This window comes from Kitasatospora sp. NPDC089509 (assembly GCF_044749365.1).
Taxonomy (GTDB): Bacteria; Actinomycetota; Actinomycetes; order Streptomycetales; family Streptomycetaceae; genus Kitasatospora.
In genome coordinates this window covers 39463-59485 of sequence record NZ_JBIVHS010000005.1, presented here as the reverse complement: position 1 = coordinate 59485, position 20023 = coordinate 39463, and the positions used below count along the sequence as shown (strand labels likewise).

Here is a 20023-nt window from a genome sequence, read left to right as displayed (position 1 = left end):
AGCTGGAGTCATGCCACCTGCCCGCCACCGGCGCCCGCGCGCCGTCCACCCCGTGCTCGCCGGAGCGAGCGCGGTCGTCCTCGGCCTCGGCGCGCTCGCCGTGGCCGACGGCACCGGCGCGCACGCCGCCGACACCGAACTGATCACCAACGGCGGCTTCGAGACCGGGAACCTGTCCGGCTGGACCTGCTCGAACGGCACGGTCGAGAGCACCACCGTCCACTCCGGCGGCTACGCCCTGCAGTCCACCCCCGGCGGCTCCGACACCGGCGAGTGCACCCAGACCGTCGCCGTCCTGCCCTCCTCGACGTACACCCTGAGCTCCTGGGTGCAGGGCTCGTACGTCTACCTGGGTGCCCGGGGCACCGGCGGCACGGACCCGAGCACCTGGACCCCGGGCGGCAGCGGCTGGAGCCGGCTGAGCACCGGCTTCACCACCGGCCCGAACACCACCGGCGTCACCGTCTACCTGCACGGCTGGTACGGGCAGCCGGCCTTCCTCGCCGACGACGTCTCGCTGCTCGGGCCCGGCGGCCCACAGCCCTCGCAGAGCCCCAGCCCGACGGCCACCGACACCGGCAGCCCCTCGCCCACCGGCAGCCCCACCGGAAGCCCCACCGGCAGCCCCACCAGGCCGCCGGGCCTGCCCAAGCACGTCCTCACCGGCTACTGGCAGGACTTCGACAACGGCGCCACCCCGCAGCGGATCAGCGACGTCCCGGACGCCTACGACATCATCGCGGTCTCCTTCGCCGACGCCACCGCCACCCGCGGCGGCCTCTCCTTCACCCTCGACCCCGCGCTGTCCGCCAAGCTCGGCGGCTACACCGACGCCCGATTCAAGGCCGACATCGCGGCCAAGCGGGCGGCCGGAAAGCGCGTGGTGCTCTCGATCGGCGGCCAGAACGGCACGGTGTGGGTGGGCGATCCGGCCTCCGCCGCCGCCTTCACCGACACCGCCTGGGCACTGATGCAGAGTTACGGTTTCGACGGGATCGACATCGACCTGGAGAACGGCATCGACTCCACCTACATGGCGCAGGCGCTGCATTCCCTGGCCGCGAAGGCGGGCAGCGGATTCACCCTCACCATGGCGCCGCAGACCATCGACATGCAGTCGACCGGGATGGAGTACTTCAAACTGGCGCTGAACGTGCGGGACGTCCTCACCATCGTCAACATGCAGTACTACAACTCCGGCGCGATGAACGGCTGCGACGGCAACGTCTACGCGCAGGGCACCGAGAACTTCCTCACCGCGCTGGCCTGCATCCAGCTCAAGGGCGGGCTGCGGCCCGACCAGGTCGGCCTCGGGGTGCCGGCCTCCACCGCCGCGGCGGGCGGCGGCTACGTCGACCCGGGCACCGTGGACAACGCACTGGACTGCCTGGCCACCGGCACCAACTGCGGCAGTTACCGGCCGGACACCACCTGGCCCGGCATCGGCGGGGCGATGACCTGGTCCACCAACTGGGACGCCGCCGCGGGCAATCCGGTCGCGGGCACCATCGGCGCCCACCTGCACGCGATGAACTGAGCACGCCCCCGGGCCGGGGCGTCAGACCCCGGCCCGGGCCTCCGGGACGTGCGCGGCGCCACCGTGCCGACGGCGCAACTCGGCGGTGATCTCGGCCAGTTCGCCCTCGGGCAGCAGCGGCAGCATCATCGCGACGCCCTGCAGCAGCCCGCCCAGCAGGTAGGTGGTGTCCGCCGTCGCGGCGACCAGGCCGCGCACCTCCGCCACCCGGCCGTCGGCGACCGCCTCGATCAACTGGGCGGCGCCCGCGGTCTCCTCGTCCACCTCGACCGCCGCGGTGTCGTCCGGCGCCCGCCGGGCCATCGCCCGCAGCACCCGGTCGCCGACCTCGGGGGCGTACGCCTTGCGGACCGCCTCGGCGGCGATCCAGGTGAGCAGGGTGGCCACCTCCCGCTCGACGTTCTCCGCCAGCAGCAGGTCCAGCTCGTGGTCGAACGCGAGCTGGTTCCCGTGCCGGAAGGCGAGCAGCAGGGTCGCCGCCCTGGCCTTGGCCTCCTCAACCGCCTCGGCAGGCAGTTCCTGGGCCAACTCCTCGGTCACCACCACGCCATGCCCTCCCGTCCGTCGCTCAGCAGGAACGCTCAGCAGAAACACCTTCGGAAACTCCGTGCACACCGTACACATCCGACCTGGAAACTTCCGCGAACGCGCGCGGGCAAGACCGGAATCAATTCGCTCGGAATAGGACCTCACCCGGTCCAGGATGAATATTCGCCGGAAGGGAGCAATGTTGCTGCGCTATTAGGCGTAGCGGCTGGCGTATTAGCCGCCGAGAGCGAGCGCCGGGACCGGCGCGTGACAGGCCGGAGAACGCCGAGGGGCCGCACCCCGCGCGTCGCGGAGTACGGCCCCTCACGGGCCGGTGCGGGCTCAGCCCTGCGGCAGCGCCGCGAGCTGGGCGGTGATCCGGGCGATGTCGGCCTCGGCGGCCTCCTGGCGGCCCCGGATCTTGGCGACCACCTCGTCCGGCGCCTTGGCCAGGAAGGCCTCGTTGCCGAGCTTGGCGGTGGTCTGGGCCTTCTCCTTCTCGGCGGCCGCGAGGTCCTTGGCGAGGCGCTTGCGCTCCGCCGCGACGTCGATGGTGCCGGAGAGGTCCAGCGAGACGGTGGCGCCGGCCACCGGCAGCGAGGCGGTGGCCGCGAAGCCCTCCGCGGGAGCGGTCAGCCACAGCAGCGAGCGGATCGCGTCCTCGTGCGCGACCAGCGCGGTGCCGGCCAGCTCCAGGACGGCCGGGACGCGCTGGCGGTCCTGCAGCCCCTGGTCGATGCGGAACCGGCGGACCTCGGTGACCACCTGCTGGACCGTGGCGACCTCGGCCTCGGCCCCGGCGTCACGGAAGCCGCTGTCCTTCGGCCACTCGGTGACGACCAGCGACTCGGCACCGGTGAGCCGGGTCCACAGGGTCTCGGTGACGAACGGGACGACCGGGTGCAGCAGCCGCAGGGTGACGTCGAGGACCTCGCCGAGCACCCGGCGGGAGGCGTCCGCCTGCGGGCCGCCCTTGGCCAGGGTGGTCTTGGAGAGCTCGACGTACCAGTCGAAGACCTCGTCCCAGGCGAAGTGGAACAGCGCGTCCGAGAGCTTGGCGAACTCGTAGCCGTCGTACAGCGCGTCCACCTCGGCGACGGTGGCGTTCAGCCGCGACAGGATCCAGCGGTCGGCCGCCGTCAGCTCCTCCGGCGCGGGCAGCGGGCCCTCGACGGTGGCGCCGTTCATCAGCGCGAAGCGGGTCGCGTTCCAGATCTTGTTGCAGAAGTTGCGCGAGCCCTTGACCCAGTCCTCGCCGATCGGCACATCGGCGCCCGGGTTGGCGCCGCGGGCCAGGGTGAAGCGGACGGCGTCGGCGCCGTAGGCGTCCATCCAGTCCAGCGGGTCCACGGCGGTGCCGGAGGACTTGGACATCTTCTTGCCGAACTCGTCGCGCACCAGACCGGTCAGCGCGACGGTCTTGAACGGCGCCTCGCCGTCCATCGCGTACAGGCCGAACATCATCATCCGGGCGACCCAGAAGAAGATGATGTCGTGGCCCGTGACCAGGACGTCGGTCGGGTAGAACTTCTCCAGGTCGGCGGTCTTCTCCGGCCAGCCCAGCGTGGAGAACGGCCACAGGCCGGAGGAGAACCAGGTGTCCAGGACGTCCGGGTCCTGCACCCAGCCCTCGCCGGTCGGCGGCTGCTCGTCCGGTCCGACGCAGACGACCTCGCCGTTCGGGCCGTACCAGACCGGGATCCGGTGGCCCCACCAGAGCTGGCGCGAGATGCACCAGTCGTACATGTTGTCGACCCAGTCGAAGTAGCGGCGCTCCAGCGACTTCGGGTGGATCTCCACCTTGCCGTCGCGGACGGCGTCGCCGGCGGCCTTGGCCAGCGGCTCGACCCTGACCCACCACTGCAGCGACAGCCGCGGCTCGACCACCGTGTGGCAGCGCGAGCAGTGGCCGACGGCGTGCATGTACGGGCGCTTCTCGGCGACGATCCGGCCCTGCTCGCGCAGCGCGCCGACGACGGCCGAGCGGGCCTCCATCCGGTCCAGGCCGAGGAAGGGGCCGTGCACGGTGATCGCGCCGCGCTCGTCCATCACGGTCAGGTTCGGCAGGTCGTGGCGCTGGCCGATGGCGAAGTCGTTCGGGTCGTGCGCGGGCGTCACCTTGACGGCGCCGGTGCCGAACTCCGGGTCGACGTGCTCGTCCGCGACGACCGGGATCTCACGGTCGGTCAGCGGCAGCTTGATGGTCCGGCCGATCAGGTGCCGGTACCGCTCGTCGTCCGGGTGGACGGCCACGGCGGTGTCGCCCAGCATCGTCTCGGCCCGGGTGGTGGCGACGACGATGGAGTCCTCGCCGTCCCCGTAGCGGATCGAGACCAGCTCGCCCGGCGTGTCCTCGTGCTCCACCTCGATGTCGGACAGCGCGGTGAGGCAGCGCGGGCACCAGTTGATGATGCGCTCGGCGCGGTAGATCAGGCCGTCGTCGAACAGCCGCTTGAAGATGGTCTGGACGGCCTGCGACAGGCCCTCGTCCATGGTGAAGCGCTCGCGCGACCAGTCCACGCCGTCGCCGAGCCGGCGCATCTGGCCGAGGATCCGGCCGCCGTAGCTCTTCTTCCAGTCCCAGACCTTCTCGACGAAGGCCTCCCGGCCCAGGTCGTGCCGGGACAGCCCTGCCTCTGCGAGCTGCTGCTCGACCTTGTTCTGGGTGGCGATGCCGGCGTGGTCCATGCCGGGCAGCCAGAGCGTCTCGAAGCCCTGCATGCGCTTGCGGCGGGTCAGCGCGTCCATCAGCGTGTGCTGGAAGGCGTGTCCCAGGTGCAGGACGCCGGTGACGTTCGGCGGGGGGATGACGATCGTGTACGCGGGCTTGTCGCTCTTCGCGTCCGCGGTGAAGTAACCACGCTCCACCCAGCGCTCGTACAGCTCGCCCTCTACGTCCGCCGGGGTGTAGGTCGTGGGGAGGGTTGCCGCATCGTCCCCGGCAAAGGTGCTCACGGGGCGCTGGTTCGTCGTGTCGGTCACGACGCACAGTTTACGTACCGCGGGCGCTGGTCACGAACCGCTTTCGGTCCGCGCGCTCGGCCCCTCCGGGCCCTCCCCCGGACGGCGCCGTGCGGTAGCGTGCCCGGGCACTCGTCCGGGTGACCGGACGTACACGGACATACCCAACCGAAGATCGGCCGCAGGTGCGGCGGGGGAGCACGAGGACACATGTACGGCCAGGGACAGGGACAGCAGTATCCGCAACCGCAGGGCCAGCCCTACGGGGGACAGCCGTACGGCGGGCCCCCGCCGCAGCAGCCGCCCTACGGCGCCCCCCAGCCCCAGTACGGCTACCCGCCCCAGCAGCCCTACGGCCCGCCGCAGCCCCCCTACGGCCAGCCCGGCTACCCGCCGCAGGCGCCGTACGGCCAGCCCGGCTACCCCCCGGCGCCGCCGCGCAAGGGCAAGGGCGGCCTGGTCATCGGCCTGGTCGTCGGCGCCCTGGTGCTCGGCGGCGGCGGCTTCGCCGCGTGGAAGTTCCTCGGCGGCGGCAACGACTCCGGCGGCCAGTACAAGCTCAGCGCACCGCAGACGCTGCTGGACGGCTACGTCCAGAAGTCGGCGAAGGAGGAGGCCGTCGACATGAGCAAGCCCGACGTCGCCAAGATCGGCTCGGACCTGCACGGCCTGGGTGCCAGCTACAGCAAGGGCGCCGACATCAAGAACATGGACTCGCTGTCGGTCCTCGGCGTCTACGGGACCCTCAACGACCCGGCCCAGATCATCGCCGACTCCAAGAAGGAGAGCGGCGGCCTGACCTGGTCCACCCCGATGACCGACTTCCCCGCCAAGGACAGCCACGCCTCCGGCGGCAAGCTCAGCTGCGGCGTCGCCAGCATCATCGGCAAGCCCGGCCCGACGGTCTGCGTGTGGGCGGACAAGTCCACCTACGGCCGGGTCACCTTCAGCCACCTCAGCCTGGGCAGCGCGGGCGGCTCGGGCAGCAGCGACCCGGGCATCACCCCGGACCAGGCCGCCGAGAAGACCCGCGCCATCCGGGACGCCATGAAGGTCGCCAAGTAGTCCGGGCCCCGCCCGGAACCATCCCCGACAGCAGCAGCACTCCACCGCCGGAGTCCCCGGCGGCGTTCACGCGTGACGTCCAGAAAGGGCCCCGCATGTCCGACCAGAACCCCTACGGGCCCCCGCAGCCGGGCTACCCGGCGACCCCGCCGCCGGCCGGCCCCGGCTACGGCGGCGTCCCGCCGCAGGCCCCGCCGCCCGGGTACCCCGCCCCCGGCGCCCCGGAGGCCGGCGGCTACCCGGGGTACGCGGACGGCACGCCCGGGGCCCACCCCGGCTACGGCTACGCCGGATACGCGCCGGTCCCGCCGCGCAAGTCCCGCAAGACGCTGTGGATCGTGCTCGGCACCATCGGCGCCGTCGTGGTGCTGGTCGTCGGCGCCCTGGCCTACCTCGGCTGGAGCATGACCAACGACGCGGGCACCCAGAAGATCGTCATGCCGGCGGCCTTCAAGGACCTCAAGGCCAACAACGACCCGGCGGTGACCGGCAAGCTGCAGGACGAGCTCACCTCCAAGATCGGCCAGGGCGACGGCAACTGGAAGCCCACCGGCGTCGCCGGGGTGTACGAGGACTCGGACTCCAACGTCCAGCTGGTCGCGGTCGGCGTCTACGGCAAGGTGCTGCTGCCGAAGCAGGAGCTGGACCAGATGTTCAGCGGCTTCGCCGGCGCCGGCGGGACGCTCAGCGGCCGGCACTCGGTGGACCCCGGCCCCAAGGGCGGCCAGATGGACTGCGCCACCTCCCAGGACGGCGAGACCAAGCTGGCCCTCTGCGCCTGGGCCGACAAGAGCAGCGTCGTCATGGTGCTGAAGGGCGCCGAGGACGGCACCCAGCCCGACATGGACAAGCTCGCCGCAGACACCCGCGACCTGCGCGCGGCGGCCGAGGTGGCCAAGTAGCCCGCGCCGTGGGCGATCCGCGGTGAACGCGAGGGGCCCCGCACCGGATCTCCGGTGCGGGGCCCCTCGCGTACGGCCGTCGGGTCAGGCGCTCTTGTCGCGCCGCTCGCGCTTGATCATGTCGCGCGGGACCAGGGTGGGGATGGCGTGCTTGGAGACCACGTCCCCGGTCACCACCACGCGGGCGACGTCCTGGCGCGAGGGGACCTCGTACATCACGGACATCAGCACCTCCTCCATGATGGCCCGCAGCCCGCGCGCGCCGGTGCCGCGCAGGATCGCCTGGTCGGCGATCGCCTCCAGCGCGTCCCGGGAGAACTCCAGCTCCACGCCGTCCAGTTCGAACAGCTTGCGGTACTGCTTGACCAGCGCGTTCTTCGGCTCGGTGAGGATCTGCAGCAGCGCCTCGCGGTCGAGGTTGTGCACGCTGGTGATCACCGGCAGCCGGCCGATGAACTCGGGGATCATGCCGAACTTCACCAGGTCCTCGGGCATCACCTGGCGGAAGTGGTCGCTGGCGTCCGACTCGCGCTTGGAACGGATGTTGGCGCCGAAGCCGATGCCCTTGGCACCCGCGCGGCCCTCGATGATCCGCTCCAGGCCGGCGAACGCGCCACCGACGATGAACAGCACGTTGGTGGTGTCGATCTGGATGAACTCCTGGTGCGGGTGCTTGCGGCCCCCCTGCGGCGGCACCGAGGCGGTGGTGCCCTCCAGGATCTTCAGCAGCGCCTGCTGCACGCCCTCGCCGGAGACATCGCGGGTGATCGACGGGTTCTCGCTCTTGCGCGCGACCTTGTCGATCTCGTCGATGTAGATGATCCCGGTCTCGGCCTTCTTGACGTCGTAGTCGGCCGCCTGGATCAGCTTGAGCAGGATGTTCTCGACGTCCTCGCCGACGTACCCGGCCTCGGTCAGCGCGGTGGCGTCCGCGATCGCGAACGGCACGTTCAGCATCCGGGCCAGGGTCTGCGCCAGCAGCGTCTTGCCGGAACCGGTGGGGCCCAGCAGCAGGATGTTCGACTTGGCGAGCTCGATCGCGTCCTCGCGGCCGTTGCCGCCGCTGCGCCCCGCCTCGCCCGCCTGGACACGCTTGTAGTGGTTGTAGACCGCGACCGACAGCGCCTTCTTGGCGAGGTCCTGACCGACCACGTACTGGTCCAGGAACTCGTAGATCTCACGCGGCTTCGGGAGCTCCTCGAAGCGGACCTCGGAGGTCTCGGCGAGTTCCTCCTCGATGATCTCGTTGCACAGGTCGATGCACTCGTCGCAGATGTACACGCCTGGGCCGGCGATCAGCTTCTTCACCTGCTTCTGCGACTTGCCGCAGAACGAGCACTTGAGCAGGTCGCCACCGTCTCCGATGCGTGCCACGAGGTGCTTCCCCTTCGCCAGGGGCCCCGCAGGGGTTCCGGGGCCTGGTGCTGTGGACCGTCCGCGCCGACGGCGCTCGGTCTCGCTATCCGACGGTACTCTGCCGGGCCCTTGATTCCGTCCTCTTCGCCGGGTCTGCCCTACGCCCTGGGCGAATTGATACCGAACAGATGCCGTGGCAGACCCCGCCGACGGGCCGGGGCGGGGCGCGCCGTGGTTCGCGCGCCCCGCCCCGGGGGTGCCGGCCTCAGGAGGTCAGCGAGGTCTTGCGGGTCGAGATGATCTGGTCGATCAGGCCGTACTCCTTGGCCTCCTCGGCGGTCAGGATCTTGTCGCGCTCGATGTCGTCGCGCACCTGCTCCACCGACTTGTTGGAGTGCTTGGAGAGCATCTCCTCCAGCTGCTCGCGCATCCGGAAGATCTCCTTGGCCTGGATCTCCAGGTCGGACACCTGGCCGCGGCCGGTCTCGGTGTACGGCTGGTGGATCAGGATCCGGGCGTTCGGCAGCGCCATCCGCTTGCCGGGGGTGCCGGCGGCGAGCAGCACGGCCGCGGCGGAGGCCGCCTGACCCATGCAGACCGTGGTGATGTCCGGCTTGACGTACTGCATGGTGTCGTAGATGGCCGTCAGGGCCGTGAACGAGCCACCGGGCGAGTTGATGTACATCTGGATCTCGCGGTCCGGGTCCATCGACTCCAGGCACAGCAGCTGCGCCATGATGTCGTTCGCCGAGACGTCGTCCACCTGGGAGCCGAGGAAGATGATGCGCTCCTCGAACAGCTTGGCGTACGGGTCGTACTCGCGGATGCCCTGGGTGGTGCGCTCGACGAAGCGCGGGACGATGTAGCGGCCCTCGGCGCGCATGTCCTCGACGCGGGCCTGGGCGGCCGACAGGCTGGGGATGTTCATGGGGATTCTGGTCCTCCGGGGCGTTGTGGCTGTGGTCTCGTGGGCCGGGCCGAGGCTCAGGCGCCCGTGCCGCCGCCGCCGGGGACGTCCGCGGCGCTGTGCATGATCGCGTCGATGAGGCCGTACTCCAGGGCCTCCTCCGGGGTGAACCAGCGGTCACGGTCGGAGTCCGAGGTGATCTGCTCGAAGGACTGGCCGCTGTGGAACGCGATCAGCTCGGACATCCGCTTCTTGGTGCGGAGCAGCTGCTCGGCCTGGATGCGGATGTCGGTGGCGGAACCGCCGAGGCCCGCGGAGGGCTGGTGCATCAGGATGTTGGCGTTCGGCAGCGAGAAGCGCTTGCCCTTGGCACCGGCGGTCAGCAGGAACTGGCCCATCGAGGCGGCCATGCCCATCGCGATGGTGACGACGTCGTTCTTGATGTACTGCATGGTGTCGTAGATCGCCATGCCGGCCGAGATCGAGCCGCCCGGGGAGTTGATGTAGAGGAAGATGTCCTTCTCGGGGTCCGCGGCCAGCAGCAGCAGCTGCGCGGTGATCTTGTTGGCGATGTCGTCGTCGACCTGCTGGCCGAGGAAGATGATCCGCTCGTTGAGCAGCCGGTTGTAGACCTGGTCGCCAAGGCCGCCGAGCACGTCACCAGCGGCGGCGTGCGGCGCCATCGGGCCAGGCATCTGCATCTGCGGGAACGTCACTTAGCCACCTGCTCAGTCGATTTGGACGGTCGCTCCACGGCCGTCACGATGTCGCACAGCTTCCGGGTATCACGTCGTGATTGGTGCTGTCCAAGGACCCTAACGCGCAGGCCCGGCCGCAGAATCCCTCACGCAGAACTGTTCGCTGTGAGCGCAGGGTCGCGGGGTGCACGAGGGGACGACAACGGGCCCGGACACCGTACGGCGTCCGGGCCCGTTGCAGCACCTCAGGGGGCTACCGGGGCACTCAGGCCTCGGTGCCCTCCTCGGCCTTGTCCTCGGCGGCCTCGGCGACGGCGGCCTCGACGGTCTCGCCCGTCTCGTCCTCGTCGTCGAAGTTGATCTCGTTGCCCTCGGTGTCGACGACCTTGGCGGCCTCGACCACGGTGGCCAGCGCCTTGCCGCGGGCGACCTCGCCGACCAGCAGCGGAACCTGGCCGCCCTGGACGACCTGCTGGGCGAACTGGTCCGGGGTGAGGCCGGAGCCGGCCGCACGGCGGATGAGGTGCTCGGTGAGCTCCTCCTGGTTAACACCCAGCTCCTCGTTGGCGACGATCTGGTCCAGGACGAACTGGGTCTTGATGCCCTTCTTCGCCTGCTCCTCGATCTCCGCGTCCCACTCCTCGCGGGTCTTGCCCTGGGTCTCCAGGTAGGTGTCGATGTCGAGACCCATCGGCTCCAGCTGGTGGTGCTCGACGTTGTGCTTGCGGGTCTCGATCTCGTCCTTCAGGAGCTTCTCGGGGTACTCGATCTCAACCAGCGTGAGCAGCGCGTCGAGGACCTTCTCCTGGGCCTGGGTGGCCTGGTCGTACTCCTTCATGCGCTCCAGGCGCTTGCGGGAGTCGGCGCGCAGCTCCTCCAGGGTGTCGAACTCGCTGGCCAGCTGGGCGAACTCGTCGTCCAGCTCCGGCAGCTCCTTCTCCTGGACGGCGGTGACGGTGACGGAGACCTCGGAGGTCTTGCCCGCCTGGGTGCCACCCTTGAGCTCGGTCTCGAAGGTCTTCTCCTCGCCGGCCGACAGGCCGACGACGGCGTCGTCGATGCCGTCGATGAGACGGCCGGAGCCGATCTCGTAGCTGACACCGGTGGCGGTGCCGTCCTCCGGCACCTCACCGTCGACCTTGGCGATCAGGTCGACGACCACGATGTCGCCGGCGGCCGCGGCGCGCTCGACGTCCTTGACGGAGGAGAAGCGCTCGCGCAGCTGCTCCAGCGACTTCTCGATGTCCTCGTCGGAGACGGCGATCGGGTCGACGGTCACCTCGATGGAGGAGAACTCCGGGAGGGTGATCTCGGGACGGATGTCCACCTCGGCGGTGAACTTCAGGTCGCCGCCATCGGCGATCTTCTCGACACCCTCGATGTTGGTGATGTCGGGCTGGCCGAGGACCTCGATCTTGCCCTCGTCGACGGCCTGCGTGTAGAAGCGCGGCAGGGCGTCGTTGACGGCCTCCTCCAGCACGGCACCACGGCCGAAGCGCTGGTCGATGACGCGAGCCGGGATCTTGCCCTTGCGGAAGCCCGGAACCGTGACCTGCTGGTTGATCTTCTTGTACGCCGCGTCGAGGCTGGGCTTGAGCTCCTCGAAGGGCACCTCGACGGTGAGTCGAACCCGGGTCGGGTTCAGAGTCTCGACGGCGCTCTTCACGGTTAGGTCTCCTAGGGGCTTGCGGTCAGGTTGTCTCCGCCCGTCCCTCACGTCCGGCCGGAGCCGGTACGGGTGGGGCGGACGAGACGGGCGATGGGCGGTTGGAGCTGCATCTCCCGTGTGGGTGGACGGTGAGCTTGACTCCTCGCCCTCGTGCGGTTGACCTGGGTGGACGCCACAGGGACTACCGCCAGCGCCCCATCCTACCGGTACCACGAAAGGCGGACGCCAGACGCCACCGTACCGCCGTCCCGGGGCCGTCACACAGACGGCACAGAAGGCCGTGACACAGAACAGGGCCCCGCCCCGGTGGGCGAGACCCTGCCGCACTGTCGGGGTGACCGGATTCGAACCGACGGCCTTCCGCTCCCAAAGCGGACGCGCTACCAAACTGCGCCACACCCCGTGGTGCCGAGAGGAAGCGTACACGCCGGGCCTGTACGGCTCGTCGACTTATTCGGGGCCCGACGGGAGCACGTCGGAAGGGGGTGCGCGGGGAACGCGGTGTGCACGGGAGGGACCGGACCAGGTACGCTGTGTCCCGAACTTCCGGCCGGCAACGGTCGGCGGCTTCGCGCGGGTGTAGCTCAATGGTAGAGCCCTAGTCTTCCAAACTAGTCACGCGAGTTCGATTCTCGTCACCCGCTCTTCCGGCCCGGCCCCGGTGCGCCCAGCGCACCGGGGCCGTCGGCGTTCCCGGGCTGCCTGCGTCCCCGGGACCGGGCGGGCCTCAGAGGCCCAGCCGGGCGGCCCGGGCGGCGGCCCGGTCCAGCAACCGGTGCACGTCGCCCTCCCGGGTGGTGGGGCGGTCGTTGTACTCGTCCGGGGAGCGCGCCGGGCGGCCGGTGGCGTGCAGCACCTCCATCAGCTGGACCCGGCCGGTGCGCACGGTCGCCGGGGTGCCGTAGCCGTACGCCAGCACGGCCGCCTGGGCGCCGAGCAGGCAGACCCGGCCGGCCTGGTCCCACATCGCGCCCTGCAGCCAGCCGTGGGCGCCGATGTAGCGGGAGGCCAGCCGCAGGTGCTCGGCGGCGGTGACCGGGACCGGCCGGGCGGGCCGGCGCAGCGCCCGGTCGAGCAGGGTGGCCCGGGGCTCCGGGTGGCCGGCCTGCCAGGGGCGCAGGGTGCTCCCGTACCGGCAGACGTACGGCCCGGGGGCGGACGCGGGGGCGGGCAGCGAGGCGAGGTAGGCCTCGATCTCGGCGACCAGGCCGGAGCCGTCCCAGTGCGGCGGGTAGGGCGGAGCGGGCGTCAGGGCGGTGCGGGGCATGCGGGCTCTCCAGGCGGGCGGCCTTCAGGTTCCGCTCCCCAAAGTGGGGCATTCATGACATTCCCGCGACCGGAGGGCAAGGCCGTGCGAACGGTTTCCCGCACGGCGGTCGGGCCGATAGCCTCGGCGGCGTTCGAGCGCAGTTCGAGCGCTACCCAGGCGCCGCGCTCCCGAGGTGGAGGAGTCCCGGTGCGTCCGCAGGAGCGACTGGCCGTCATACAGCGCTGCGTGGTCCTGGAGATGGCACGGCTGGGCCAGGACTTCCATCCGGACGGCGAGGTGGTGCGCGGGCCGGGCACCACCGCGGTGGCGGTGCGCGAGCACCCCGGGGACGACGGCGGCGCCGGGCACGTGGACCTCGGCTTCGTGCTGCAGCTGGGCCGGGCGGACGGACCGGTGGTGTGGGACTGCGCGGCCGGCCTCGGCAAGACCGAGGAGGAGAAGCTCGCGAACGCCGTGAAGATGTGGGCGACCACCACCGCCTCGGTGCTGGTCGAGCTGGCGGACGGGCGGGGCATCCACGCCGACCGCCCGGACCTGCCCGAACTCCCGGGCTGGCGGGCGGTGCAGGGGCCGGCGGCGGTGTTCGGCTTCGGCAACGAGCACCTGGCGGCCTGGCTCGCCGAGCACCGGGTGCTGCCGGCACTGGCTCCGGCGCTGCGTCAGGAGCTGGCCGGGCCGGGGCCGGTCGGGGTGAAGCTCTTCCTGGGCGGGAAGGCCGGGGACGACGTCGCCGAGGTCCGGGTGGGCGGCGAGGTGTCGGAGGCGGCCTCCGCGGCGCTGCGCGCGCTGGACTGGCCGCGCGGCGAACGACTGTGCTGGGCGCGGCTGTTCGTGCTGCTGACGGCGGAGCGGGCAGCACCGGTCACGGCCGCACCGGCGGGTGCCGCGGCACCCGCGCCGGTACGTGCCCCGGCCCCGGCGGCGGCACGCCCCCGGGGTCTGTTCGCCCGCTGGCGGGAGGCCCGACGAGCCGGCCGGTAGCTGTAGCTGCTACTCGCCCGCTCGCCTCCGGGGCGCTCTGATCCGGTGCCGACGGTCGGCGCTCCCTCGCTCCTTCGTCGCTCCCTCGCTTCTCCCTTTCGGCACCGGCGCGCCCCTTCGGCTCGGGGCGTGCTTCGGCACCGGCGCGCCCCTTCGGCTCGGGACGTGCTTCGGCTCGGGGCGTGCGGGAGCCGTCCGGTCAGCCGCCGGTGATGCTGGAGATGCTGTGCGCCAGGTTGGCCAGCATGGAGTTGATCGAGGTCGCCATCGTGGTCTCGTGCAGCATGAAGCCGAACAGGGCGGCGACGATCGCGTGCGGGATCTTCAGCTGCTTGTTCCGGATGAAGATGATGCACAGGATCGCGAACAGAACCAGCGCGGAGACGGAGAGTGCCACCCGGACTCACTTCCTCGTTTCATACCGTGGTGCCGCCGCCCGGCGACACCTGCGAAGCCGGACCCCGGCCTGTCCGACGGTCCCGAGGCGGAATCGCGGACCGTCCGGCGCAGCGCCGGCGAGGGGGCCCGCACCGAACCGCTGTCTGCTGTGCCGCACGTGTCGCCCCCAATCCCCCGAATCCTGAACAGTCCCGCCCGGACTCAGTGTGGTCGACCGTGCCGATTGCGTAAAGGTCTGACAGTCAGCCCAGTGCTGACATCCTGTGGTGCGGGACGAGTTTCCGCCGACCGGGACGATAGCGGAGCCGTTCTGACGAATCGTCGGCGGGGCGGTGCTGAGCGGCGGGGGAACGCCCGGGGGCGGGGAACGGAAGCCGCTGATCCGGTCCGCCGACGGGTCGTCCGATATGGCCGAAGATCAGCTGCCAGGCTTGACAGGGCCGCCCTCACCTGCCGGGGGCATGTGCCGACCGTCGGTGCCGGACCGGAGTCGGCGGACGACCCTCAGTCGCGCCAGAGCAGCAGGACGGCGCGGTCGTCGTTGATGTCCCGGGCCACCGTCTCGATCAGTGCGGACGCCGCGCCCGCGCCGGAGCCCGGGCCGCCGCCGGGGACCAGCCGGTCGGCCTCCCCCATCAGCCGGTCCATGCCCTCGGTGAGGTCCCGGCCGGGCGCCTCGACCATGCCGTCGGTGCACAGCATCAGCACGTCGCCCCGGTTCAGCCGGCCGCGCACGCCGTCGAACTTGGCGCCGTCGTAGATCCCGAGCAGCGGACCGTCGGCCTCCTTGACCTCCCAGCGCCCCTCGCCGGCCAGCCGCTGCATCCCCGGCAGGTGCCCGGCCGAGAGCAGTTCGTACTCACCGGTGTCCAGGTCCAGCACCAGGTGGACGGCGGTGGCGAAGCCCTCCTCCCAGGACTGGCGCAGCAGGTAGCCGTTGGCGGCGGGCAGGAAGTCGTGCGCGGGCAGCGAGCCGACCAGGCCGCCGAAGGCGCCGGAGAGCAGCAGCGCCCGGGAGCCCGCGTCCATGCCCTTGCCGGAGACGTCCGCGAGGACCACCTCCAGCAACCGCTGGCCGGGGCCGGTGCGGGCGGCCACCACGAAGTCGCCGGAGAAGGACTGCCCGCCGGCCGGGCGCAGCGCCATGTCGGCGTGCCAGCCGGCCGGCAGGTCGGGCACCCGGCTCTGCACCCGCAGCCGCTCGCGCAGGTCGAACAGCATGGTGGAGCCGCCCCACCAGGGGACGCCGACCCGGGCCCGGAACTGGGCCAGCAGCAGGCCGCCCACCCCGGCGGCGCCGACCACCAGGGCCGCGCCGGGGGTCACGCCGTAGACGTAGGCCTCCGGGTTCTCGCTGGCGACCCGCTGGCCGGTGTGGATCACGGACTCGGCGGACAGCCCGAGGGCGGCCAGCGCGTACAGCACCACCAGGGAGCCGGGGCGCAGCAGCAGCGCGCCGGCCAGGATCGGCAGGACCAGGGCGGTGGGCGGGGCCCAGTCCGGGATCCAGATGTTCAGCAGGATCATCAGCGGGACGAGCAGGGCCAGCGCGCAGAGCACCGGCCAGTCGGCGGCACCGCCGCGGAAGTAGTCGACCCCGGCCGTGCGCAGCCTTCGGCGGACCCGGCGGAGCCTCTTGCGCAGCCGGGCCGTCACGGGCTCGGCGGCCTGGGCGGCGCCGGGCCTCGTCGCAGTCGTCTGGGGCGGTGCGCCCGGCGGTCTGCCAGCCATGGGGCCCGACCCTATCCACGGGTGCGGCCCGGCGTCGACGGCCCGGGGGCGGGCGGCGGCGCGGGCGCGCGGGCCGCTCAGCGCGTTTCGGCCGAACGGCGCGGTGGCGGGCACGCCGTCAGGAGGCGTGCGCCGGTTGGACGTACGGAGCCTGCGGGCCGCGCGTGCGCCCCGCGTACGGGGTTGTGCGTACGCCGGGTCCTGTGGCCGATCCCACAGGCGCGGACGGGGCGGGAACGACGACGGCCGGCCGCACGGGAGGGTGCGGCCGGCCGTCGGGGCGGGTGGGTGGCGGGATCAGCCCTGGGGGTGGTGGGCCGGGATCGGCGGGAGCTCGCCGGTGGTCTCGTACTCGCTCAGCATCTCGATCCGGCGGGTGTGCCGGGCCTCGCCGCTGTAGGGGGTGGCGAGGAAGACCTCGACGAACTCGGTGGCCTCCTCGACGGTGTGCATCCGGCCGCCGATGGAGATCACGTTGGCGTCGTTGTGCTGACGGCCGAGCTCGGCGGTCTGCACGCTCCAGGCCAGCGCCGCGCGGACGCCCTTGACCTTGTTGGCGGCGATCGCCTCGCCGTTGCCCGAGCCGCCGATCACGATGCCCAGGGCGTCCTGGTCGGCGGCGGTGCGCTCGGCGGCGCGCAGGCAGAACGGCGGGTAGTCGTCCTCGGCGTCGTAGATGTGCGGCCCGCAGTCGACCGGCTCGTGGCCGGCCCCCTTGAGCCACTCCACCAGGTGGTTCTTCAGTTCGTAGCCGGCATGGTCGGAGCCCAGGTACACGCGCATGCCCATGAGTGTGGCATGCGGGTGCGCCCGGGCCCGACAACGGGGGCCGGGTGGGTCAGCGTCGGCCGAGCAGCTTCCAGGCGAGCGGCAGGGCGCCGGCCGCGAAGGCGGCCTTGAGCGCGTCGCCCACCAGGTACGGGTAGAGGCCCAGCTCGGCGGCACGGGCCAGCGGGACGTGCAGGGTCAGGGCCAGGTAGGGGACGCCGACGGCGTAGATGGCGAGGCTGCCGAGGACCATGGTGACGGCCGTAGGCACCGGGGTGCGGTCGGCGCCGCGGCGGGCCAGCGCGCCGGTCAGGGCGGCGGCGAGGACGAAGCCGAGCACATAGCCGAAGGAGGGCATGGCCCAGCCGGAGGTGCCCTCGGCGAACCAGGGCAGGCCGGCCATGCCGGCCAGCAGGTAGAGCGCCATCGAGGCGACGCCGCGGCGGGCGCCGAGCGCGGTGCCGACCAGCAGGGCGGCGAAGGTCTGGCCGGTGACCGGCACCGGCGAGCCGGGGACGTTCACCGACAGCTGGGCGGCCACACCGGTCAGCGCGGCGCCGCCGACCACCAGGGCCAGGTCGCGGGCCTGGGCGCCGAGGCGGGTGGAGGCGGTGGGCAGCAGGTCGGCGAGGACGGCGCGGCGCGCTATCGGGGTGGTGGCAGTGGCCATCGGGGGGCTCCTCCGTGAGGGTCCAGGTGAGTGAACACCTGTGAACCTACGCGGTGATCCACTCCGACACCGGCACGGTTTCGGACAAAGCCCCGCCCTCGGACGTTGTCGGAACCGGCCGCACGCGACGATGTGCTGTCATTGGGTCACGCACGGCGACCGGCTGGTCCGCATGGTGGGCCCGGACCGGACATTCTTGGCATGGACAGCGGCGTCGCCGGATATTGGACAGCTCATGCCGCATTCCGCAAAGTCTGGATCCACCCCTATGGCCCCCACCTCCGCGCCCCCGGCGCCCGGGAACGGTGACGCCGCTCCCCCGCCGCCCGGCGGCCAGCAGCTCAGCCACGGGCTCAAGCAGCGCCACCTGTCGATGATCGCCCTCGGCGGCGTGATCGGCGCGGGCCTCTTCGTGGGCTCCGGCGCCGGCATCGCGGCCGCCGGGCCGGCGATCATCCTCGCCTTCACCCTCTCCGGCCTGCTGGTCATGCTGATCATGCGGATGCTCGGGGAGATGTCCGCCGCCCGCCCGGCCTCCGGCTCCTTCTCGGTGCACGCCGAGAAGGAGGTCGGCCCCTGGGCCGGGATCACGGCCGGCTGGATGTACTGGGTGATGCTCTGCTGCGGCGTCGCCGCCGAGGCCACCGCCGCCGGGAAGATCGTCAACGGCTGGATCCCCGGAGTCTCCTCCTGGGTCTGGGTCGCCCTGTTCATGGTCTTCTTCTGCGTCAGCAACCTCACCGCGGTGAAGAACTTCGGCGAGTTCGAGTTCTGGTTCGCCACCATCAAGGTCGCCGCGATCATCACCTTCCTGGTCCTCGGCGGGCTCGGCATCGCCGGCGTGATCGGCCCCGGCTCCCCCGGCACGGACAACCTCACCGGCCAGGGCGGCTTCCTGCCGACCGGCGTCAGCGGGCTGATCGTCGGCCTGCTCGCCTCGGTCTTCGCCTACGGCGGCCTGGAGACGGTGACCATCGCCGCGGCCGAGTCCGACGACCCCAGGAAGAACGTCGCCAACGCGGTGCGCACCGCGGTGTGGCGGATCGCGATCTTCTACATCGGCTCGATGGCCCTGGTGGTCACCCTGGTCTCCTGGAAGGACCCGGCGGTCGTCGCCGACGGCCCGTACGTCACCGTGCTGCGCCACCTCGGGGTGCCCGGGGCCGGGACGATCATGGAGGTGGTGGTGCTGATCGCGCTGCTGTCCGCGATGAACGCCAACATCTACGGCGCCTCCCGGATGGCGTACTCGCTGGTCGGCCGCGGCCAGGGCCCCAAGGCGCTGGCCAAGGTCAGCGGCGGGGTGCCGCGGCGGGCCGTGCTGGCCTCCTGCCTGTTCGGCTTCGGCGCCGTGCTGGCCTCCAAGTTCTGGCCGGACACCGTGTTCACCTGGCTGATGAACACCACCGGCGTCGCGATCCTGGTGGTCTGGCTGTTCATCTGCATCGTCCAGCTGCGGATGCGCCGCCGGCTGGAGCGCGAGGCACCCGAGCTGCTCACCGTGAAGATGTGGGGCTACCCGTACCTGACCTGGATCGCGATGGCCGCCGTGGCGGGCATCCTCGCCCTGATGACCACCACCGAGGGCAACCGCCAGCAGCTGTACGCGGCCGGGGTGCTGGTCGCGCTGCTCAGCGTCGCCGGACTGGTCAAGCAGCGCCGGGACGCGGCCGCGCGCCCCTGACGCACGGCGAAGGGCCCGGTACCGAGGTACCGGGCCCTTCGCCGTGTCCGCGGGAGCCTCACTCGAAGGACGGACCCGCCGTCCGGGTGCGCTTGATCTCGTAGAAGCCCGGGGTGGAGGCCACCAGCAGGGTGCCGTCCCACAGCCGGGCCGCCGCCTCGCCCTTGGGGGCCGGGGTGACCACCGGGCCGAAGAAGGCGACCCGCTCGCCGTCCGCGCCCTCGACCGCGATCACCGGGGTGCCGACGTCCTCGCCGACCAGGGTGATGCCCTCCTTGTGGGAGGCGCGCAGGGCCTCGTCGTACGCGTCGGTGTCCGCCGCGTCCGCCAGCTCGGCGGGCAGGCCCGCGGCCACCAGGGCCGCCTGGATCGTCTCCCGGTTCTGCGGCAGGCCCTGGTTGTGGAAGCGCAGGCCCAGCTCGGTGTAGAGGCGGCCCAGCACCCCGTCGCCGTGCTGCTGGGCGGCCGCGATGCACACCCGGACCGCGCCCCAGGCGTTGTCCAGCAGCTCGCGGTAGTTCTGCGGCAGGTCGCGGTGCTCGTTGAGCACCGACAGGCTCATCACGTGCCAGTTCACGTCGACCGGACGCAGCTGCTGGACCTCGATCAGCCAGCGGGAGGTCATCCACGCCCAGGGGCAGGCCGGGTCGAACCAGAAGTCGGCGGTCTTGCGCTCAGCGGCAGTCGTCACTGGGTCTCGTCCTTCGTGAGTGTTCCGAGGCGGCGCGCCCCACGAGGAATCCCAACACCCGCCGGGCGCCGCTGATTCCGGCCCCCGCCCACGGGCTGTGCAATGGTACCGATCGGGGCGGGCGTGAAAGGATGCCCCCGCGTGCGCGATGCACACCGCGCACGGACCCGCACCACCCACGCAAGCACCACCGTGCGAGCCGGACA

The 20023-nt window shown here is 71.7% G+C and carries 17 protein-coding genes and 2 tRNA genes; 6 read left to right on the top strand and 13 right to left on the bottom strand.

What is annotated here, in order from left to right; genetic code table 11:
• Positions 1 to 10: 10 nt before the first annotated feature.
• Positions 11 to 1537, top strand: coding sequence for a chitinase (locus ACIP4P_RS12445; RefSeq protein WP_400917231.1), 1527 nt, complete (start codon positions 11 to 13; stop codon positions 1535 to 1537).
• Positions 1538 to 1558: 21 nt separating this feature from the next.
• Here the strand turns inward: ACIP4P_RS12445 and ACIP4P_RS12440 are convergent, their stop codons facing one another.
• Together ACIP4P_RS12440 and ACIP4P_RS12435 are read right to left on the bottom strand one after the other, a co-directional pair.
• Positions 1559 to 2083 (bottom strand): hypothetical protein, encoded by a 525-nt coding sequence (locus ACIP4P_RS12440; protein WP_350510925.1) that lies wholly within the window; start codon positions 2081 to 2083, stop codon positions 1559 to 1561.
• A gap of 324 nt (positions 2084 to 2407) precedes the next feature.
• The gene (locus ACIP4P_RS12435) at positions 2408 to 5047 is read right to left on the bottom strand and encodes a valine--tRNA ligase (RefSeq protein WP_400917228.1); all 2640 of its coding nucleotides are present in this window, start codon (positions 5045 to 5047) and stop codon (positions 2408 to 2410) included.
• Between the two features lie 189 nt (positions 5048 to 5236).
• On the opposite strand from ACIP4P_RS12435, the gene ACIP4P_RS12430 reads away from it, so the two are divergent.
• Together ACIP4P_RS12430 and ACIP4P_RS12425 are read left to right on the top strand one after the other, a co-directional pair.
• Positions 5237 to 6091: a hypothetical protein gene (locus ACIP4P_RS12430; RefSeq protein ID WP_400917226.1), complete on the top strand. Its 855-nt coding sequence runs from the start codon at positions 5237 to 5239 to the stop codon at positions 6089 to 6091.
• A 95-nt stretch (positions 6092 to 6186) separates the two neighbouring features.
• Positions 6187 to 6993: a hypothetical protein gene (locus ACIP4P_RS12425; protein ID WP_400917224.1), complete on the top strand. Its 807-nt coding sequence runs from the start codon at positions 6187 to 6189 to the stop codon at positions 6991 to 6993.
• Positions 6994 to 7077: 84 nt separating this feature from the next.
• Here the strand turns inward: ACIP4P_RS12425 and clpX are convergent, their stop codons facing one another.
• From clpX to ACIP4P_RS12400, 5 genes are all read right to left on the bottom strand, one after another.
• Entirely contained in the window at positions 7078 to 8367 is a 1290-nt protein-coding gene (clpX, locus tag ACIP4P_RS12420; protein ID WP_030283761.1) for an ATP-dependent Clp protease ATP-binding subunit ClpX, read from the bottom strand.
• Between the two features lie 247 nt (positions 8368 to 8614).
• Positions 8615 to 9277 (bottom strand): ATP-dependent Clp protease proteolytic subunit, encoded by a 663-nt coding sequence (locus tag ACIP4P_RS12415; protein WP_400917222.1) that lies wholly within the window; start codon positions 9275 to 9277, stop codon positions 8615 to 8617.
• Positions 9278 to 9333: 56 nt separating this feature from the next.
• On the bottom strand, positions 9334 to 9951 hold the full coding sequence (locus ACIP4P_RS12410) for an ATP-dependent Clp protease proteolytic subunit (RefSeq protein ID WP_350511200.1): 618 nt from the start codon (positions 9949 to 9951) through the stop codon (positions 9334 to 9336).
• A 268-nt stretch (positions 9952 to 10219) separates the two neighbouring features.
• Positions 10220 to 11620, bottom strand: coding sequence for a trigger factor (gene tig, locus ACIP4P_RS12405; RefSeq protein ID WP_400917220.1), 1401 nt, complete (start codon positions 11618 to 11620; stop codon positions 10220 to 10222).
• A 332-nt stretch (positions 11621 to 11952) separates the two neighbouring features.
• A tRNA-Pro gene (locus ACIP4P_RS12400) sits at positions 11953 to 12026 on the bottom strand.
• A gap of 170 nt (positions 12027 to 12196) precedes the next feature.
• On the opposite strand from ACIP4P_RS12400, the gene ACIP4P_RS12395 reads away from it, so the two are divergent.
• Positions 12197 to 12267 (top strand) — tRNA-Gly (locus tag ACIP4P_RS12395).
• An 83-nt stretch (positions 12268 to 12350) separates the two neighbouring features.
• On the opposite strand, the gene ACIP4P_RS12390 is transcribed toward ACIP4P_RS12395, so the two are convergent.
• The gene (locus tag ACIP4P_RS12390) at positions 12351 to 12890 is read right to left on the bottom strand and encodes a hypothetical protein (protein WP_350510919.1); all 540 of its coding nucleotides are present in this window, start codon (positions 12888 to 12890) and stop codon (positions 12351 to 12353) included.
• A gap of 189 nt (positions 12891 to 13079) precedes the next feature.
• On the opposite strand from ACIP4P_RS12390, the gene ACIP4P_RS12385 reads away from it, so the two are divergent.
• Complete coding sequence (locus ACIP4P_RS12385) at positions 13080 to 13874, top strand: DUF6348 family protein (protein WP_350510918.1); 795 nt, start codon at positions 13080 to 13082, stop codon at positions 13872 to 13874.
• Between the two features lie 199 nt (positions 13875 to 14073).
• Here the strand turns inward: ACIP4P_RS12385 and ACIP4P_RS12380 are convergent, their stop codons facing one another.
• The 4 genes from ACIP4P_RS12380 to ACIP4P_RS12365 all read right to left on the bottom strand — a co-directional run bounded on the left by ACIP4P_RS12380 (position 14074) and on the right by ACIP4P_RS12365 (position 17442).
• Positions 14074 to 14271, bottom strand: a complete 198-nt coding sequence (locus ACIP4P_RS12380) for a hypothetical protein (RefSeq protein WP_350510917.1) — start codon at positions 14269 to 14271, stop codon at positions 14074 to 14076.
• A gap of 506 nt (positions 14272 to 14777) precedes the next feature.
• The gene (locus ACIP4P_RS12375) at positions 14778 to 16004 is read right to left on the bottom strand and encodes a PP2C family protein-serine/threonine phosphatase (RefSeq protein WP_350510916.1); all 1227 of its coding nucleotides are present in this window, start codon (positions 16002 to 16004) and stop codon (positions 14778 to 14780) included.
• 297 nt (positions 16005 to 16301) lie between these two features.
• Positions 16302 to 16787: a ribose-5-phosphate isomerase gene (locus tag ACIP4P_RS12370; RefSeq protein WP_400917219.1), complete on the bottom strand. Its 486-nt coding sequence runs from the start codon at positions 16785 to 16787 to the stop codon at positions 16302 to 16304.
• Positions 16788 to 16842: 55 nt separating this feature from the next.
• Positions 16843 to 17442 carry a biotin transporter BioY gene (locus tag ACIP4P_RS12365; protein WP_400917217.1) on the bottom strand — a complete coding sequence of 200 codons (600 nt, stop codon included), beginning with the start codon at positions 17440 to 17442 and terminating at the stop codon, positions 16843 to 16845.
• A 268-nt stretch (positions 17443 to 17710) separates the two neighbouring features.
• Between ACIP4P_RS12365 and ACIP4P_RS12360 the strand changes: the two genes are divergently transcribed.
• Positions 17711 to 19126, top strand: a complete 1416-nt coding sequence (locus tag ACIP4P_RS12360; protein WP_400917215.1) for an amino acid permease — start codon at positions 17711 to 17713, stop codon at positions 19124 to 19126.
• 58 nt (positions 19127 to 19184) lie between these two features.
• Here the strand turns inward: ACIP4P_RS12360 and ACIP4P_RS12355 are convergent, their stop codons facing one another.
• Entirely contained in the window at positions 19185 to 19817 is a 633-nt protein-coding gene (locus ACIP4P_RS12355) for a DsbA family protein (protein WP_400917213.1), read from the bottom strand.
• Positions 19818 to 20023: the final 206 nt, after the last annotated feature.

What these genes read in the sequence shown, in the direction of transcription:
- ACIP4P_RS12445 (WP_400917231.1), top strand. Translation starts at nt 11, where the DNA reads ATGCCACCTGCCCGCCACCGGCGCCCGCGCGCCGTCCACCCCGTGCTC.
- ACIP4P_RS12430 (WP_400917226.1), top strand. Translation starts at nt 5,237, where the DNA reads ATGTACGGCCAGGGACAGGGACAGCAGTATCCGCAACCGCAGGGCCAG.
- ACIP4P_RS12425 (WP_400917224.1), top strand. Translation starts at nt 6,187, where the DNA reads ATGTCCGACCAGAACCCCTACGGGCCCCCGCAGCCGGGCTACCCGGCG.
- ACIP4P_RS12415 (WP_400917222.1), bottom strand. Translation starts at nt 9,277, where the DNA reads ATGAACATCCCCAGCCTGTCGGCCGCCCAGGCCCGCGTCGAGGACATG.
- ACIP4P_RS12410 (WP_350511200.1), bottom strand. Translation starts at nt 9,951, where the DNA reads ATGCCTGGCCCGATGGCGCCGCACGCCGCCGCTGGTGACGTGCTCGGC.
- ACIP4P_RS12390 (WP_350510919.1), bottom strand. Translation starts at nt 12,890, where the DNA reads ATGCCCCGCACCGCCCTGACGCCCGCTCCGCCCTACCCGCCGCACTGG.
- ACIP4P_RS12375 (WP_350510916.1), bottom strand. Translation starts at nt 16,004, where the DNA reads ATGGCTGGCAGACCGCCGGGCGCACCGCCCCAGACGACTGCGACGAGG.
- ACIP4P_RS12370 (WP_400917219.1), bottom strand. Translation starts at nt 16,787, where the DNA reads ATGCGCGTGTACCTGGGCTCCGACCATGCCGGCTACGAACTGAAGAAC.
- ACIP4P_RS12365 (WP_400917217.1), bottom strand. Translation starts at nt 17,442, where the DNA reads ATGGCCACTGCCACCACCCCGATAGCGCGCCGCGCCGTCCTCGCCGAC.
- ACIP4P_RS12360 (WP_400917215.1), top strand. Translation starts at nt 17,711, where the DNA reads ATGGCCCCCACCTCCGCGCCCCCGGCGCCCGGGAACGGTGACGCCGCT.